Annotated in this window: 14 protein-coding genes and 1 pseudogene; 9 read left to right on the forward strand and 6 right to left on the reverse strand. The window is 42.6% G+C overall.

From position 1 onward, the window contains the following. Positions 1 to 8: 8 nt before the first annotated feature. The 4 genes from I6E85_RS05935 to I6E85_RS05950 are packed head-to-tail and all read right to left on the reverse strand — an operon-like array spanning position 9 to position 4,076. On the reverse strand, positions 9 to 779 hold the full coding sequence (locus I6E85_RS05935) for an enoyl-CoA hydratase/isomerase family protein (protein ID WP_024590169.1): 771 nt from the start codon (positions 777 to 779) through the stop codon (positions 9 to 11). A gap of 12 nt (positions 780 to 791) precedes the next feature. Next, on the reverse strand, positions 792 to 2,399 hold the full coding sequence (locus I6E85_RS05940) for a carboxyl transferase domain-containing protein (protein WP_101217335.1): 1,608 nt from the start codon (positions 2,397 to 2,399) through the stop codon (positions 792 to 794). A gap of 10 nt (positions 2,400 to 2,409) precedes the next feature. Then, positions 2,410 to 3,585, reverse strand: coding sequence for an isovaleryl-CoA dehydrogenase (locus I6E85_RS05945; protein WP_101163880.1), 1,176 nt, complete (start codon positions 3,583 to 3,585; stop codon positions 2,410 to 2,412). A gap of 56 nt (positions 3,586 to 3,641) precedes the next feature. Beyond that, positions 3,642 to 4,076: a MerR family DNA-binding transcriptional regulator gene (locus tag I6E85_RS05950; protein ID WP_007580242.1), complete on the reverse strand. Its 435-nt coding sequence runs from the start codon at positions 4,074 to 4,076 to the stop codon at positions 3,642 to 3,644. A 330-nt stretch (positions 4,077 to 4,406) separates the two neighbouring features. Between I6E85_RS05950 and I6E85_RS05955 the strand changes: the two genes are divergently transcribed. The 7 genes from I6E85_RS05955 (at position 4,407) to I6E85_RS05985 (ending at position 12,169) form a co-directional block, all read left to right on the forward strand. After that, positions 4,407 to 5,588: an acetyl-CoA C-acyltransferase gene (locus I6E85_RS05955; protein WP_101163879.1), complete on the forward strand. Its 1,182-nt coding sequence runs from the start codon at positions 4,407 to 4,409 to the stop codon at positions 5,586 to 5,588. Between the two features lie 129 nt (positions 5,589 to 5,717). After that, positions 5,718 to 7,208: a CoA-acylating methylmalonate-semialdehyde dehydrogenase gene (locus tag I6E85_RS05960; RefSeq protein ID WP_101163878.1), complete on the forward strand. Its 1,491-nt coding sequence runs from the start codon at positions 5,718 to 5,720 to the stop codon at positions 7,206 to 7,208. 160 nt (positions 7,209 to 7,368) lie between these two features. After that, complete coding sequence (locus I6E85_RS05965; RefSeq protein WP_197236705.1) at positions 7,369 to 8,526, forward strand: acyl-CoA dehydrogenase family protein; 1,158 nt, start codon at positions 7,369 to 7,371, stop codon at positions 8,524 to 8,526. Positions 8,527 to 8,536: 10 nt separating this feature from the next. Continuing rightward, positions 8,537 to 9,328: an enoyl-CoA hydratase gene (locus tag I6E85_RS05970; RefSeq protein WP_182769636.1), complete on the forward strand. Its 792-nt coding sequence runs from the start codon at positions 8,537 to 8,539 to the stop codon at positions 9,326 to 9,328. Continuing rightward, positions 9,328 to 10,479, forward strand: a complete 1,152-nt coding sequence (locus I6E85_RS05975) for an enoyl-CoA hydratase/isomerase family protein (protein WP_197236706.1) — start codon at positions 9,328 to 9,330, stop codon at positions 10,477 to 10,479. The genes I6E85_RS05970 and I6E85_RS05975 overlap by 1 nt, the downstream gene beginning before the upstream one ends. 10 nt (positions 10,480 to 10,489) lie before the next feature. Continuing rightward, positions 10,490 to 11,389: a 3-hydroxyisobutyrate dehydrogenase gene (gene mmsB / locus I6E85_RS05980; protein ID WP_197236707.1), complete on the forward strand. Its 900-nt coding sequence runs from the start codon at positions 10,490 to 10,492 to the stop codon at positions 11,387 to 11,389. Positions 11,390 to 11,398: 9 nt separating this feature from the next. Further along, complete coding sequence (locus tag I6E85_RS05985; RefSeq protein ID WP_197236708.1) at positions 11,399 to 12,169, forward strand: SDR family oxidoreductase; 771 nt, start codon at positions 11,399 to 11,401, stop codon at positions 12,167 to 12,169. 125 nt (positions 12,170 to 12,294) lie between these two features. Here the strand turns inward: I6E85_RS05985 and I6E85_RS21195 are convergent. After that, positions 12,295 to 12,598 (reverse strand): annotated as a pseudogene (locus I6E85_RS21195) (phage integrase N-terminal SAM-like domain-containing protein); the annotation flags it as partial. A gap of 235 nt (positions 12,599 to 12,833) precedes the next feature. Between I6E85_RS21195 and I6E85_RS06000 the strand changes: the two are divergent. Next, the gene (locus I6E85_RS06000) at positions 12,834 to 13,145 is read left to right on the forward strand and encodes a hypothetical protein (protein ID WP_197236709.1); all 312 of its coding nucleotides are present in this window, start codon (positions 12,834 to 12,836) and stop codon (positions 13,143 to 13,145) included. Positions 13,146 to 13,201: 56 nt separating this feature from the next. Here I6E85_RS06000 and I6E85_RS06005 read toward each other — a convergent pair whose 3' ends face one another. Then, positions 13,202 to 14,470 (reverse strand): IS110 family transposase, encoded by a 1,269-nt coding sequence (locus tag I6E85_RS06005; RefSeq protein WP_197236710.1) that lies wholly within the window; start codon positions 14,468 to 14,470, stop codon positions 13,202 to 13,204. Between the two features lie 451 nt (positions 14,471 to 14,921). Here I6E85_RS06005 and I6E85_RS06010 point away from each other — a divergent pair. Continuing rightward, positions 14,922 to 15,484, forward strand: a 563-nt coding sequence (locus I6E85_RS06010; RefSeq protein ID WP_197236711.1) for a transposase, incomplete at its 3' end; no start/stop codon positions are given.

The raw sequence follows: 15,484 nt of genomic DNA on the forward strand, positions 1-15,484 counted from the left end.
AATCAATCCTACAGTTGCCAAGCGGGTGGGCGTTTATCAAAAAAAGCAGTTAGCCCTTCTTGGCCTTCCTCAGATACGCGAATTTTTGCAATACGCTCTGCGGTAAGCTCAATGAGTTCATCGGTTATTGGTTTATTTGCTACATCGTTAATTAATGCTTTTGCGGCTTTTACTGCAACAGGTCCGTTATCAATCAGTGTTTGCAGCATATTATCGAGCGCACAGTCTAAATTACCGGTTACTTGATGAATTAAACCAAGTTGCTTAGCAGTATGTGCATCAAACACTTCAGCCGTTAAAAAGTACCTGCGAGCAGCGCGTTCACCAATCGCTTTAATGACATACGGGCTAATAACAGCCGGAATAAGGCCAAGCTTTACTTCGCTTAAACAAAATTGCGCATCGTCTTTACTAAGGGCTATGTCGCAACAGGCAATTAAGCCCAGTGCACCACCAAAAGCAGCACCTTGCACAGCGCAAATTGTAGGGTGGGGCGAGTTTGCCAGCACCTGCATTAATTTAGCCAATTGCATCGAATCAGCCAAGTTATCTGCGTAGCTGTTATCAGCCATCGACTTCATCCAGGCTAAATCGGCACCGGCTGAAAAATGCTTACCTTCTGTTTTTAAAACCAAAGCGCGAATATCAAGCGTATTTGCATGTTCAATACACTGAATCAGCTCATGTATTACTTCGCTGTTAAATGCGTTTCTTTTTTCTGGGCGGCTTAATACAAGTACAGCCACATTAGATTTTGTTATTTGTAGTGTTACTGACATTTTGCGCTCCGGTTACATTCTAAATACGCCAAATTTCGAATCACGTTTTGGTGCGTTGTTCGCAGCCGTTAACGCAAGCCCTAATACATTACGCGTATCGGCAGGGTCTATAATACCGTCATCCCACAAGCGTGCGCTGGCGTAATACGGATGACCTTGCTCTTCGTACTGGTCAATAATTGGCTTTTTAAAGTCACTGATTTCTTGCTCGCTCATGCTTTGACCTTTGCGTGCTAAACCATCTTGTTTAACTTGCGCCATTACACCCGCTGCTTGTTCGCCGCCCATGACCGAAATTCGGGCATTAGGCCACATCCACATCATGGTTGGTTCAAATGCACGGCCACACATTCCGTAGTTACCTGCGCCGTAAGAGCCGCCAATAAGTACTGTAAATTTAGGCACATCAGCACACGAAACCGCCATCACCATTTTAGCGCCGTGCTTTGCAATGCCTTCGGCTTCGTATTTTTTACCCACCATAAAGCCGGTAATATTTTGTAAAAACACTAAAGGAATATTGCGCTGAGCACACAGCTGAATAAAGTGCGCGCCTTTTTGCGCCGACTCACTAAATAAAATACCGTTATTAGCCACTATGCCAACGGGGTTGCCATAAATGCTGGCAAAACCGGTGACTAACGTTTCACCAAAATAGCGTTTAAATTCATCAAATGATGAGTCATCTACAGTGCGGGCTATTACTTCGCGTACATCAAACGGCTTTTTAAGGTCGGTGCCTACAATGCCGTAAAGCTCGTTAATATCATAACGAGGTGGTTTTACATCCTCTAGAAGAGGGGCGGTCGGACGTGTGTAGTTAATGCGCTCAATACATTGGCGCGCAATAGACAGCGCATGAGCATCGTTTTCAGCGTAGTGATCGGCGACACCCGACACTTTACAGTGCACATCGGCACCGCCTAGTTCTTCGGCTGTTACTTCTTCGCCTGTTGCTGCTTTTACAAGCGGCGGGCCTGCTAAAAATATAGTGCCTTGATCTTTTACAATAATGCTTTCATCGGCCATAGCAGGTACGTACGCACCACCTGCGGTACATAATCCCATTACCACGGCAATTTGTGGAATACCTTTACCCGACATACGGGCTTGATTGTAAAAAATACGACCAAAATGCAGTTTGTCCGGAAATACATCGTCTTGCTCAGGCAGGTTTGCACCGCCCGAATCTACAAGATAAATACACGGTAAGTGGCAGCGCTCTGCTATGTCTTGTGCGCGTAAATGCTTTTTAACAGTAAGCGGAAAATACGTACCGCCTTTAACCGTGGCATCGTTTGCAATAATCATGCATTCAATGCCTTTAACACGGCCTATACCGGCTACAACACCGGCGCACGGTATTGCTTGTTCGTACACACCAAAGGCAGCAAATTGCGAAATTTCTAAAAACGGTGAGCCTTCGTCAATTAACGTACTTATACGGTCGCGTACAAATAATTTACCACGGCCTTCGTGGCGCTCCTTTAATGCCGCGCCTCCGCCTTGGCTAATTGTTGCTACTTTACTGCGTAAATCATCCACCAGCGCCGACATGTTTTTATGGTTTTGCACAAACGTTGGATCGTGAGGGTTAACGCTCGATTTTAAAATCGTCATGGTTTAATCCTTAACGGCTTTCAGTGAAAAGTTCGCGACCAATAAGCATACGGCGTATTTCTGATGTACCTGCACCAATTTCGTATAATTTAGCATCACGAAGCAGGCGACCCGTTGCGTATTCGTTTATGTAGCCATTGCCACCTAAAATTTGAATCGCGTCAAGCGCCATTTTAGTCGCAAGTTCTGCTGCATATAAAATGGCACCGGCAGCATCTTTACGGGTTGTTTCGCCACGGTCACAAGAGCGAGCTACCGTATACACATATGAACGGGCAGCATTCATTTGTGTATACATGTCGGCTACTTTGCCCTGAATTAACTGAAATTGACCAATAGGGGTGTCAAACTGTTTACGCTCGTGAATATACGGTACCACTATGTCCATACACGCTTGCATTATGCCAAGCGGGCCTGCTGCAAGTACTACGCGTTCGTAATCAAGGCCACTCATAAGTACTTTAACGCCTTCGTTTAAGTTACCTAAAATGTTTTCCTGGGGCACTTCGCAGTTTTCAAATACCAGCTCACAGGTGTTTGAGCCGCGCATGCCCAGTTTGTCGAGCTTTTGCGCCGTAGAAAAACCAGGAAAGTTGCTCTCAACAATAAACGCGGTAATGCCTTTAGCGCCGGCGTTTAAATCTGTTTTAGCGTAAATAACGAGTGTGTGTGCGTCGGGGCCATTGGTGATCCACATTTTGTTGCCGTTTAAAATGTACTTATCGCCTTTTTTCTCGGCTTTAAGTTTCATCGATACAACGTCAGAGCCCGCATTAGGCTCGCTCATTGCAAGAGCACCAATGTGCTCGCCACTAATAAGCTTTGGTAAGTATTTTTCTTTTTGAGCTTGTGTACCGTTACGGTTAATTTGATTAACACACAGGTTAGAATGTGCTCCATAGCTTAAACCTATAGAGGCACTGGCACGGCTAATCTCTTCCATAGCAATAACATGTTCTAAGTAACCTAAACCGGCGCCACCAAGTTCTTCAGATACGGTCATACCTAGTACGCCCATTTCGCCCATTTGAGTCCAAAGTTGATTTGGAAAAGCGTTATCTAAGTCAGTTTTTTCAGCAAGCGGGGCAATCTCCTGACTCGCAAAACTGTTTACGTGGTCGCGGATCATATCGGCGGTTTCGCCAAGGCCAAAGTTCATTTCTTTATATAGTGAAATAGTGCTCATGATTCATTCCTGTGTGACGTGTGTGTTGTCAGTGTGTTGTTATTTTAAAAATAAACTTACTCGTCTATTTTATTAAGCGTGTCTCTGCAGCGGCGCTCGGCCGTCACCAACTCCATAAGAACAACTTTAATGTCGTCCATTTGTTGAGATAGGTCAGACTTTTTATCGGCTATTAAATCAAGCATGGTAACCAGCTGCTTAGCGCTCGACTTATCAGCGTCGTACAGTTCAAACAAACGACCGGTTTCGGCCAATGTAAAACCAAGGCGCTTACCACGTAATATTAGTTTTAAACGCACTTTGTCGCGCTTTGAATAAATACGTGTTTGACCATTACGCTCTGGGGTTATTAACCCTTGATCTTCGTAAAAGCGAATGGAGCGGGTTGTAATGTCAAATTCTTTAGCGAGTTCGCTAATGCTAAATGTTTGTTCATTACTAGCCGGCATTTTGGCTGAGCTTGCAAAGTTTGTTTGATTATCTGGTTTCATAATTGTATTTACCTCATTCGAATAACCCCAATATAAGTGAAGTTTACGTAAAGGTAAAGCTTGGCGTAGTTTGAAACTATTTATAAAGGAATGTTGGTGCGAAGAATTGACTTATTTTATTAATTTTCAGTAGGTTAATTTTATTTCCTCAGTGTGGCCTAACAGCTGGAAAATAATGCTTACACTTATAAAACTAAAAATTAAGCTGTTTTTAGTTGACGTTGGCGTAAACGTTAGTATTGTGTGTAGGTATTAAATAATAAATGAATACTAAATTAATAGAGCAAATATACTAACAATTATTTGCATTAAATTACAACGGAGTTAGTTATGACTTTAGAATCAGTGGTAATTGTAGCAGCAAAACGCACCCCAATGGGTGGTTTTATGGGAGCGTTAAGTGATGCGCAGTCTACAGAGCTTGGCGCTACCGCCATTGCCAGTGCACTTGCACAAACTGGTTTAGCTAATGATGCAATAGATGAAGTAATTATGGGCTGTGTATTACCAGCAGGCCTTGGACAAGCACCTGCACGCCAAGCAATGTTAAAAGCAGGCCTTGCACTTAGCACTGGCGCTACAACAATTAATAAAGTATGTGGCTCTGGTTTAAAAGCCGCCATGCTTGCAAACGATTTAATTAAAGCAGGCTCTATTCAATCTGCTATTGCTGGTGGCATGGAAAGCATGACAAACGCACCGTACTTTATACCAAAAGCGCGTGGCGGAATGCGTATGGGACATGGCGAAATAAAAGATCACATGATGAGCGATGGCCTTGAAGATGCATACGACAACAAAGCTATGGGTTGTTTTGCACAAGACACCGCCGACGAATACGGCATTGGCCGCGAGCAAATGGATGCGTTTGCATTAGGCTCATTAAGTAAAGCAAAAGCCGCGATACAAAATGGTAGCTTTGATAACGAAGTTGCCCCGCATACGATGCAAACACGCAAAGGCGATGTAACAGTTTCGATTGACGAGCAACCAGGTAACGCCCGCCCAGAAAAAATTCCAAGCCTGCGTGCAGCCTTTAAAAAAGACGGCACCATTACAGCGGCTAATTCATCGTCAATTTCAGACGGTGGCGCAGCGCTTATATTAATGAGCGAATCAAAAGCAAAAGAGCTGGGGTTAACACCGCTTTGTAAAATTGTGGCGCACAGTACTCACTCTCAAAAACCAAGTGAATTTACTGTAGCGCCAGTAGGTGCAATAAGCAGCGTGCTTGAAAAAGCAGGCTGGGCTGTAAACGATGTTGACCTTTGGGAAATTAACGAAGCATTTGCCATGGTAACCATGCTGGCTATTAACGAGTTAAAACTTGATGAAAGCAAAGTAAACGTGAATGGCGGTGCATGTGCATTGGGTCATCCAATTGGTGCAAGCGGCGCGCGTATTTTAGTAACGCTTATTCATGCCCTTAAAAACCGAGGCCTTAAAAAAGGCATTGCGTCTTTATGTATTGGTGGCGGTGAAGCGGTTGCTATGGCCGTAGAAGCTTACTAATTAGGGTTACATGAATAGCTAGACGAATACTTTAACGAATAACTATAAAGGCGCTGCACTCATAATACTAACAAAGCGGCGCTACCAATTTTAAAAGAGAACACACAACTCACACACTAGGATTTAATCATGCACCAAGTACCACTACTTATTAATGGCGAATTTATTCAATCAGCGTCTAAAGAGCTTATCGATGTTATAAACCCAGCAACTCAAGAAGTACTTGCACAAGTGCCATGTACCACCGAGTCAGAAATGGATGCAGCAATTGCCTCAGCCTCTGAAACGTTTAAAACATGGAAAGACGTACCTATTACTGAACGTGCTCGCATTATGATGAAGTACGCGGCGCTATTAAAAGAACATCACGATGAGCTTGCTACCATTATTTGCCACGAATTGGGTAAAACGTTTGAAGATGCAAAAGGCGATGTTTGGCGTGGTATTGAAGTAGTAGAACAAGCCGCTAACGCGCCATCATTAATGATGGGTGAAACAATGGAAAACGTAGCGCGTAAAATCGATACGTATTCTTACATGCAGCCACTTGGCGTGTGTGCAGGTGTTACCCCGTTTAACTTCCCTGCGATGATCCCACTTTGGATGTTCCCGCTGGCTATTGTGTGTGGTAACACCTTCATTTTAAAACCGTCTGAGCAAGATCCACTTACACCAATGCGTTTAGCAGAGCTATTTATTGAAGCCGGCGCACCAAAAGGCGTATTACAAGTTGTTCACGGTACAAAACCACAAGTAGACCGTTTACTAGAAGATAAAGCTGTGCGTGCTATTTCGTTTGTTGGCTCGTGTGGTGTAGGTGCTTATATTTATTCTAAAGGCACACAAAATCTTAAACGCGTGCAAGCCTGTGTTGGCGCTAAAAACCACATGGTTATTATGCCAGATGCAAGTAAATCGCACGTTGTAAACAACCTAGTAGGCGCATCGGTAGGTGCTGCTGGTCAGCGTTGTATGGGTATTTCGGTTGCTGTATTTGTAGGTCAAGCAAGTCAGTGGATAGATGAAATTAAAGCAGGCTTTGAAAATGTACGCCCAGGCGTGTGGGATGATGCAAATGCAGCATACGGTCCACAAACATCAAAAGCAGCAAAAGCACGTATTTTATCACTCATTGCCGGTGGTAAAGAGCAAGGCGCTACTTGTTTAATTGATGGTTCTGACTTTACAGTTGAAGGGTATGAGCAAGGTAACTGGGTTGGCCCAACGTTATTTACCGATGTAACCAAAGAGATGGATTTATATAAAGAAGAAATATTTGGCCCAGTACTGGCGTGTATGTTTGTAGACACGCTTGATGAAGCAATCGCACTTATTAACGACAGCCCTTACGGTAACGGTACCTCGTTATTTACCTCAAGCGGCGCAGTGGCTCGTAAATTCCAACACGAAATTGAAGTAGGCCAAGTAGGTATTAATGTGCCAATTCCGGTGCCACTTCCGTTCTTTTCGTTCACTGGTTGGAAAGGCTCGTTTTACGGCGATACACACACGTACGGTAAACAAGGCATTCGTTTTTACACAGAAACTAAAACGATTACCTCACGTTGGTTTGAAGACGACATTGCGTCGGGTCCAAATATGAGCATTAACTTAAAATAATCGTAATTAAAAAATGAGTAAATAAAAGAATAATTAATAATAAAGATGGGCGCGAAGGCTACTTCACACACAACACACATAAGCCTTCGCCGCTCGTCACAAACTACTCCCGTGACGGGAAACACTAACAACACAACTAACATAATTAAAGAGGTCTACCATGGACTTTAACTTATCTGAAGATCAACAAGCCTTTGCTCAAACAGCACGCCAATTTGCCGAGTCAGAACTTGCGCCCCATGCAGCAAAATGGGATCGCGAACATATTTTTCCTAAAGACACGATTAAAGCAGCGGGCGAGCTTGGTTTTTGTGGTTTATACACGCCAGAGGAAGCAGGCGGCCTTGGTTTATCTCGTTTAGATTCGAGTATTATTTTTGAACAACTTGCTATGGGTTGTACCGCAACAACGGCCATGTTAACCATTCATAATATGGCTACCTGGATGGTAGCAAGTTTTGGTACCGATGCCGTTAAAGACAAATACGTAGAGCAATTAGTAATGGGCGAGTTACTTGCCTCTTACTGTTTAACAGAGCCAGGCTCGGGCTCAGACGCCGCATCACTTAAAACAAAAGCCGTGCTTGAGGGCGATGAGTACGTTATTAACGGCTCAAAAATGTTTATATCGGGCGCGGGCGAAACCGAAGTATTAGTGGTAATGGCACGTACAGGCGGCGAAGGCGCTGCGGGTATTTCGGCATTTGTAGTCCCGGCCGACGCAAAAGGCGTTGAATACGGCAAAGCCGAAGAAAAAATGGGTTGGAACGCACAACCTACACGCCTAATTAGCTTTGAAGATGTACGCATTCCTGCGCATAACTTATTAGGCGCAGAGGGCGAAGGCTTTAAATTTGCGATGCAAGGCCTTGATGGCGGTCGAATTAACATTGCCACATGTTCAATTGGTACAGCGCAAGCGGCGCTTAATACAGCCCGTGAATATTTAAAAGAACGTACACAATTTGGTAAACCATTGGCTGCGTTTCAAGCATTGCAATTTAAAATTGCCGATATGAACACCGAGCTTGTAGCTGCGCGCCAAATGGTTAGGCTTGCTGCATTTAAACTTGATAATAACGACGTTGAAAAAACCACTTACTGCGCCATGGCTAAACGTTTTGCTACCGATGTTGGCTTTACCGTGTGTAACGACGCACTGCAAATTCATGGTGGTTACGGTTACATAAAAGAATACCCGCTTGAGCGCCATGTACGTGATGTACGCGTTCATCAAATTTTAGAAGGCACTAACGAAATTATGCGTGTAATTATAGCGCGCCGTATTTTAGCGCAGTCTGCAAACGACGTTTTATAAGGAGCAATGTATGTCAGAATCTAAATCTAATCCGAGTATTGAACTAACAACCGAAGGTCATGTTGCTATTTTAACGATGTCTAACCCGCCAGCAAACACCTGGACAAAAGACACCCTAGTTGATTTAAAAAATACCGTTAATGAGCTTAATAATAATAAAAATATTTATGCATTAGTACTGACAGGTGAAGGCGAGAAGTTTTTTAGCGCAGGTGCCGACCTAAACGTATTTGCTGGTGGCGATAAAGGCGTAGCCGCCGATATGTCGCGTGTATTTGGTGAAGCATTTGAAGCGCTTACTAATTTTAGAGGCGTGTCGGTTGCAGCCATAAACGGCTATGCAATGGGCGGCGGGCTAGAAGTCGCCCTTGCGTGCGACGTACGTATAGCGGAAGAGCAAGCACAAATGGCGCTCCCTGAAGCTAAAGTTGGCTTATTACCGTGTGCGGGTGGGACACAAAATTTAGCATGGCTTGTAGGCGAAGGCTGGGCAAAGCGCATGATTTTATGCGGCGAGCGCTTAAAAGCTGATAAAGCCCTGCAAATCGGCTTAGTAGAAGAAGTAGTACCACAAGGTGAAAGCTTTGCAGCAGCATTAAAACTGGCAAACCAAGTGGCCGATCAAAGCCCTACCTCAGTTGCAGCATGTAAAACATTGATTCAAAAAGGGCGCCATCAACCAATGGCAAGTGTATTGCCTCTTGAGCGCGAGTTATTTGTTGGTTTATTTGATACCGAAGATCAACAAGAGGGCGTAAATGCCTTTTTAGAAAAACGCCGAGCTAACTGGGTAAACGGCTAATGAGTGCTTTAACATTATTAAATAGCGCCGATGAGCCCGTGGTATTTGAAACCGCAACCGCAGAAAATGGCAGTTTAATTGGGCTTATTACACTCAACGCGCCAAAAGCGTTAAATGCACTTAATTTTGAGATGATCAAGTTACTTGAACCGCAATTGCGAGCTTGGCAAGACGATGATGCTATTGCAATGGTGTTGTTAAAAGGCGCAGGCGATAAAGCATTTTGTGCAGGCGGCGATGTTGTAAGCCTTCATCATGCAATGGCGCAAGGTAAACCAACAAGCTTAGTTGAAGAGTTTTTTACGCTAGAGTACAAGCTTGATTACCTTATTCATACCTTTGATAAACCTATCCTCGTTTGGGGTAACGGCATAGTAATGGGCGGCGGTTTAGGACTAATGGCCGGTGCTAGCCACCGCGTTGTTACAGAAACATCACGCATTGCCATGCCAGAGCAAACCATAGGTTTATACCCTGATGTAGGCGGCAGTTACTTTTTACATAAAATGCCACAAAGTGTTGGATTATTTTTAGGGTTAACGTCGGCATCAATTAACTGTGACGACGCGCGTTTTGTATCGCTTGCCGATCACTTTATAGACAGCACTAAATATGATTCCATGCTTGCGCAAATTTTAGCAGCTAAATGGGGCAAAACCGCAAGCTTAAATCATGAGTGTTTAACTAAGTTATTAACCGATTTAGACAACCAATCAGCGCGTATGCCAAAAGGCAATATAAAAGCTAATTTAAAAACGATTCAAAAGCTGGGTGAATTTACAACCTTGCAGGAGCAAGTTGATTATATTTTAGGGTTAGCTACTGACGATAAATGGCTACAGCGCGCTCAAAAGTCACTTAAACACGGATGCCCACTAAGCTGCGCACTCGTTAGTGATCAATTAAAAACCAGTAAAGGCAAAAGCTTATTAGCGTGTTTTAAAATGGAGCTGGGTATGTCGGTTCGCGCTGGCGAAGTAGGCGAGTTTCAAGAAGGTGTAAGGGCGCTATTAATAGATAAAGACGGTGCGCCAAATTGGCAATATAAAACACTAAGTGATGTACCACAAACAATAATAGACAGCTTTTTTGCTAATCGCTTTGGCGAAAACCACCCACTCAATGGCTTAGACACGCCAATACACAAATAAAGGAAAGACGATGACTAAACTCAATATTGGTTTTATCGGCTTAGGCAATATGGGCGGCCCAATGGCGGCTAACTTAATTAAAGCTGGACATACTGTGAGTGTGTTTGATTTAAACCAGTCGGTCGTAAATGAACTTGCAAGCAAAGGCGCAAAAGCCGCAGTTGATGCAAAGCAGTGCGCAACCAATGCTGACGTACTTATTAGTATGTTACCTGCAGGCAAACATGTTAAATCGCTGTATTTGGGTAATAACGACGACAGCGGTTTAATTAATGTGCTAAGCAAAAATACATTAGTAATTGATTGCTCAACAATAGATGCAGGATCAGCACGCACTGTAGGCAGTGCACTTGGCAAACAAGGCATAAGCTTTGTAGATGCACCGGTATCGGGCGGTGTTGCAGGCGCAACCGCAGGCACACTTACTTTTATTGTAGGCGGCGAGAAAGCCGCGTTTAATAAAGCACATACAGTGCTGAGTGATATGGGTAAAAACATATTTCATGCAGGCGATATTGGTGCAGGGCAAGTAGCAAAAATATGTAATAACATGTTACTCAGTATTTTAATGGCAGGCACCAGCGAAGCACTGCAAATGGGTATTAATAACGGCCTCGATCCTAAAGTACTTAGCGACATAATGACCGCAAGTTCTGGGCGAAACTGGACGCTTGAACTTTACAACCCTTGCCCAGGTGTAATGGATACAGCCCCAGCAAGTAACGATTACAAACCTGGCTTTATGGTGGATTTAATGGCTAAAGATTTAGGCCTTGCTATGGAAGCCGCGCAGCAAAGTAATTCATCAACCCCTATGGGTTCAATGGCTAAAAATTTATACACTATGCTGCAGCACCAAGGTGCGGGTAGTGATGACTTTAGTGCCATTTTTAAACTGTTTTCAAAGTAGGAGCAACGCGTGGAAATTAAAAATAACACGGTAGTAATAACCGGTGGCGCACAAGGTTTAGGCTTTGCAATGGCGCAAAAGTTTGCACTTATGGGTGCTAACATTGCTTTAATAGATATGGCACAAGACTTATTAAACAACGCATGCAAGCAATTAACACAGCTTGAAGGTGTAACCAGCAATATTAAAGGTTATGCCGCAAACGTAACAAATGAGAGCGAAGTAGAAAACGTATTTAATACCATTAACAGCGATTTTGGCCACATTGGTGTGCTTATAAACAACGCAGGTATTTTACGCGACGGCATGTTTATAAAGGCTAAAGACGGTAAAGTCGTTAAAAAAATGTCTCTTGAGCAATTTCAATCAGTTATTGATGTAAACCTGACCGGTGTGTTTTTAGCAGGGCGGGAAGCTGCAAGCCACATGATTGAATCAGGCAAAGGCGGCGTTATAGTCAATATGTCGAGCGTAGCGCGAGCAGGTAACATAGGCCAAACAAATTACGCGGCATCAAAAGCAGGCGTAGTGGCACTTACCACCACATGGGCTAAAGAACTTGGCCGTTTTGGTATACGTGTAGGCGCTATTGCACCAGGTGTAATAAGTACTGCCATGACCGACGCCATGAAGCCTGAAGCCAAACAACGTATGCTTGCAGTAACGCCAGTAGGGCGCTTAGGCGAAAGCGACGAAATTGCCCATACTGCACAATACATAATTGAAAACGACTTTTTTACCGGCCGCGTGGTTGAAATAGACGGCGGTATTCGTTTGTAAAACAAGCGGGATTAAGATTGATTTTAAAAGCATGGCGCTTGTGGGCTGTGCTTTTTTGTTTTAAATCGGGGAGTTTATAATCTTGAAAAGGACTGATAACGGCGTTGGAAATTTGTTGTGAAATTAGTTGCTCGTTTGCTCTTAATAAAACCTAATGAGAGTGGCTTTTTAATCACTTCTTTAAATAAAAAGCTCAACGCATTTAAGGCTTGTGTTTGAGTGTTAGGAGCAACATTTTGTTGGTTGACTAAACGAGTTTAAAAAAGCTAAAAAAAGTTCGACCTCATTATCTCCCATCGTTGTTGGGTGCCTCATAGAGTTAAATCGAATAAACGAAGCTATCCAGTATAAATACGCTTTAATAGTACTTTTAGCATAACGCTTTAGATACATTTGTTCGGCTATCATAGTTAAAAAAGATGATTTCATGATATGAATCTCTAGTAAAAGTTAACTGTATATATAGACAGCACTTGTTGTTTTGTCCAATATTACTGATCTCCACCATTTCGGTGTATTTGTGCATTGATTAAAAATAATTTCCAGTTAACTAATTGTTTACAGGTGTTTATTTGATGGTTAAGATAAATGCACTGTAATATATGGATATTTGTCGGTTTATAAAACGACAAATGTCGTAGACAAAATTGTTATGAGTTCTTCTATGAATATCGATATTCTTGGCTACCATAAGTTCCTACGTAACAAGTTAAGTTCTTTGAATATAAGTTCATATGAAGATGCCAGTAAACTTATTAATGACTTTGGTTCGGAAAAGGTTACGCTAAATGGAAAAACCTTTACCTTATCAATCATTGTTGATGTTTATCCTCCAGATGATGAAATTGTCGTTGCTGTATATATTGAACGAAAAAAAATACTGTGTGATGAAGGTCATAGCCAAGGTTATCTTTTTAGGAAAAACAAAGAAAAGAGTATTTTGTCTCAGAAAAAATTATGGGATTATGGATACTAATTTCTATTTTTGAGTTTCAAACTCATAACAACACGCCCTGAGGTGGACAGCAAGCGCTAAAGCTCACTTTCCACCGCAAATTTTAACAGCGGTGATCCCTTACTTTTCAATGCAGTTAAGTAAGTTGATTCATCGTAGGGCGTATGTGTTTTCCAGCACCTAAATAGGATTCGTATCCACTTAAATGCCAATGATATGATGATGGTATTATGAGGTTTTCCTTTGCCTTCTTGCTGCCGATAATATGCTTTAGCCCAAAATGAATAACGTACAGATAATCCTGCCCATTCCACAAATGTTTGCCTTAAAAATTTAGTGCATGAGTACCGCCAGTGTATCCATTCCTTTTTGCCACTGCGTTCGGTAACAGGGGCAATGCCTGCGTATTTTTGTATGTCAGCGGCGCACTTATAGCGGTCACGATTTGACCCCATAGCGGCTAATAGTCGAGGTGCTAATTGTGGGCCTGCACCTGGTAAACTATCAAAAATAGCGCGATCTGCATGTTGCTTATAAAATGTTTTAATTTCGTCATCAAATCGTGTTATTGCCAACATCAGCTGTTTAAGTTGCGGAACGAGGCATTCAATAAGCAATAAGTTTGGCGTGATCACCGCCATATCATCGGTGAGTATTTCTGCATCCTTTATTTCTTTTATCCGCTTTTCATTAATGAGTGGATAGCGGGAATTATGTTGATTAAAGAAGTCGAGTAGTGTTTGTTTTCTCGCTTTTTTAGCGTGAGCAAGAGAGGGCCAACGCAGTAAGAAGTCACAGAATATTTGAGTGTCTTTTTCTTTAAACCAATCAATCACGTGGGGATAATAATTTTTTAGCGTTGTGGCTATTTTATTGGTTAAATCAACACGATCTTGTAATAATTTACGGCGATATTCGACAAGCTGCGCAAGGCATCTAACGTCTTCCGAATCAGGTCTGATAACTGTTAATTTATCCATATGAAGTTGTAGAATTTCAACTTGAATAATTGCATCAGTAGGATCGTCTTTAGCCCCGCTGTGCGTAAATGCTGCACGATATTTAGCGACACTTGATGGATTAATCACAAATAATACAATGTGCTTAAATTTACTGAGTGCGTATATAAGCGGGCCTTTTTTAAGCTCACACGCGACAGCAACAGGTCTGCCATTGTAGCGTTGTTTTAACTCAAGCGCCCATGCATTAATTGACTTAGGATCAGATGAAATCACACTTAAGTGTTGTGTATTTGTGTCGCGATTTATTTCACAAATATCGTGTTTACGGTCAGCCCAATCGATCCCGATAAGGGCAGCAAAATCTGAAACGTTAAAGGCTTCCATTTTGGGCCTCCTAGAGGTAAAGTGAAAGGATAGGTAGTGATCAATAGTGTTTCTCGCAGGTCTTATAGATAGTCGGCATTACGACAATCCCTGAGTATGCGTATTGAAACAAATAACTCCTGTTGGTCCGAAAGTCTTGTTACAAACATAGATTGTTTCCGCTCAAATATTCGTGACCAACAGAAGCATATTCCATGTATTAATGAGATAGGTAAATACATTAATTAATGGAACGGAGTAACTATAAGTTGCTTAAACGGACACAAACAGCTGGCTGTGCTCGTTCCTCGCTATTATAGCCAGCCATTTTTAGCCGCTTAGCAAAGCGTTGAGGCTGTAGAATTACTTTTTTTAGGAACGTATCCAACTATTCTTGGTTGGTTGCTTTTTAACCTTGAATCCATCTGTTCGCTGTGATCTAATAGATATTATTCACCCACGGTAAACTGTTATGGCTAACTACAAGCCTGACTTATCCTGTCAAAATAAATTCATTCCTATCAATTTCGCTGAGCAAATTTTGCCTGGCACCTTTGAATATGCCCTTTGTTATATCGTCGAAAATAAACTCGATTTATCGGGATTTGACGCGTGGTATAACAACGACAAAACAGGCGCTGCTGCGTATCCGCCTTCGGTAATGCTAAAGATTATTTTACTGGGCTATGCACATGGTTTTATCAGTAGCCGTCGGATTGCAAAGGCTTGCGAGCATAATATTTTATTTATGAGTGTGTCGGGAGATATCCAGCCACATTACACATCTATAGCGGGTTTTGTGGCTAAAATGCATGAACAGATTGAGCCGCTTTTTACGCAAGTGCTGATGATATGTGATGAAGAAGGCTTGATAGGCCGCAACATGGTTGCCATTGATGGGTGTAAATTAAAGTCCAATGCGAGTAAAGAGTGGAGCGGCAAATTCGATGAGTTAAGCCGCAAAAAAGCAAAACTAGAACGCGCAAGCAAACGTATTATTGAACGCCACCAATCACAAGATGGACTGGGCGAAGA

The sequence above is a fragment of the Pseudoalteromonas sp. NZS71 genome, assembly GCF_015864715.1.
Lineage (GTDB): Bacteria > Pseudomonadota > Gammaproteobacteria > Enterobacterales > Alteromonadaceae > Pseudoalteromonas > Pseudoalteromonas arctica.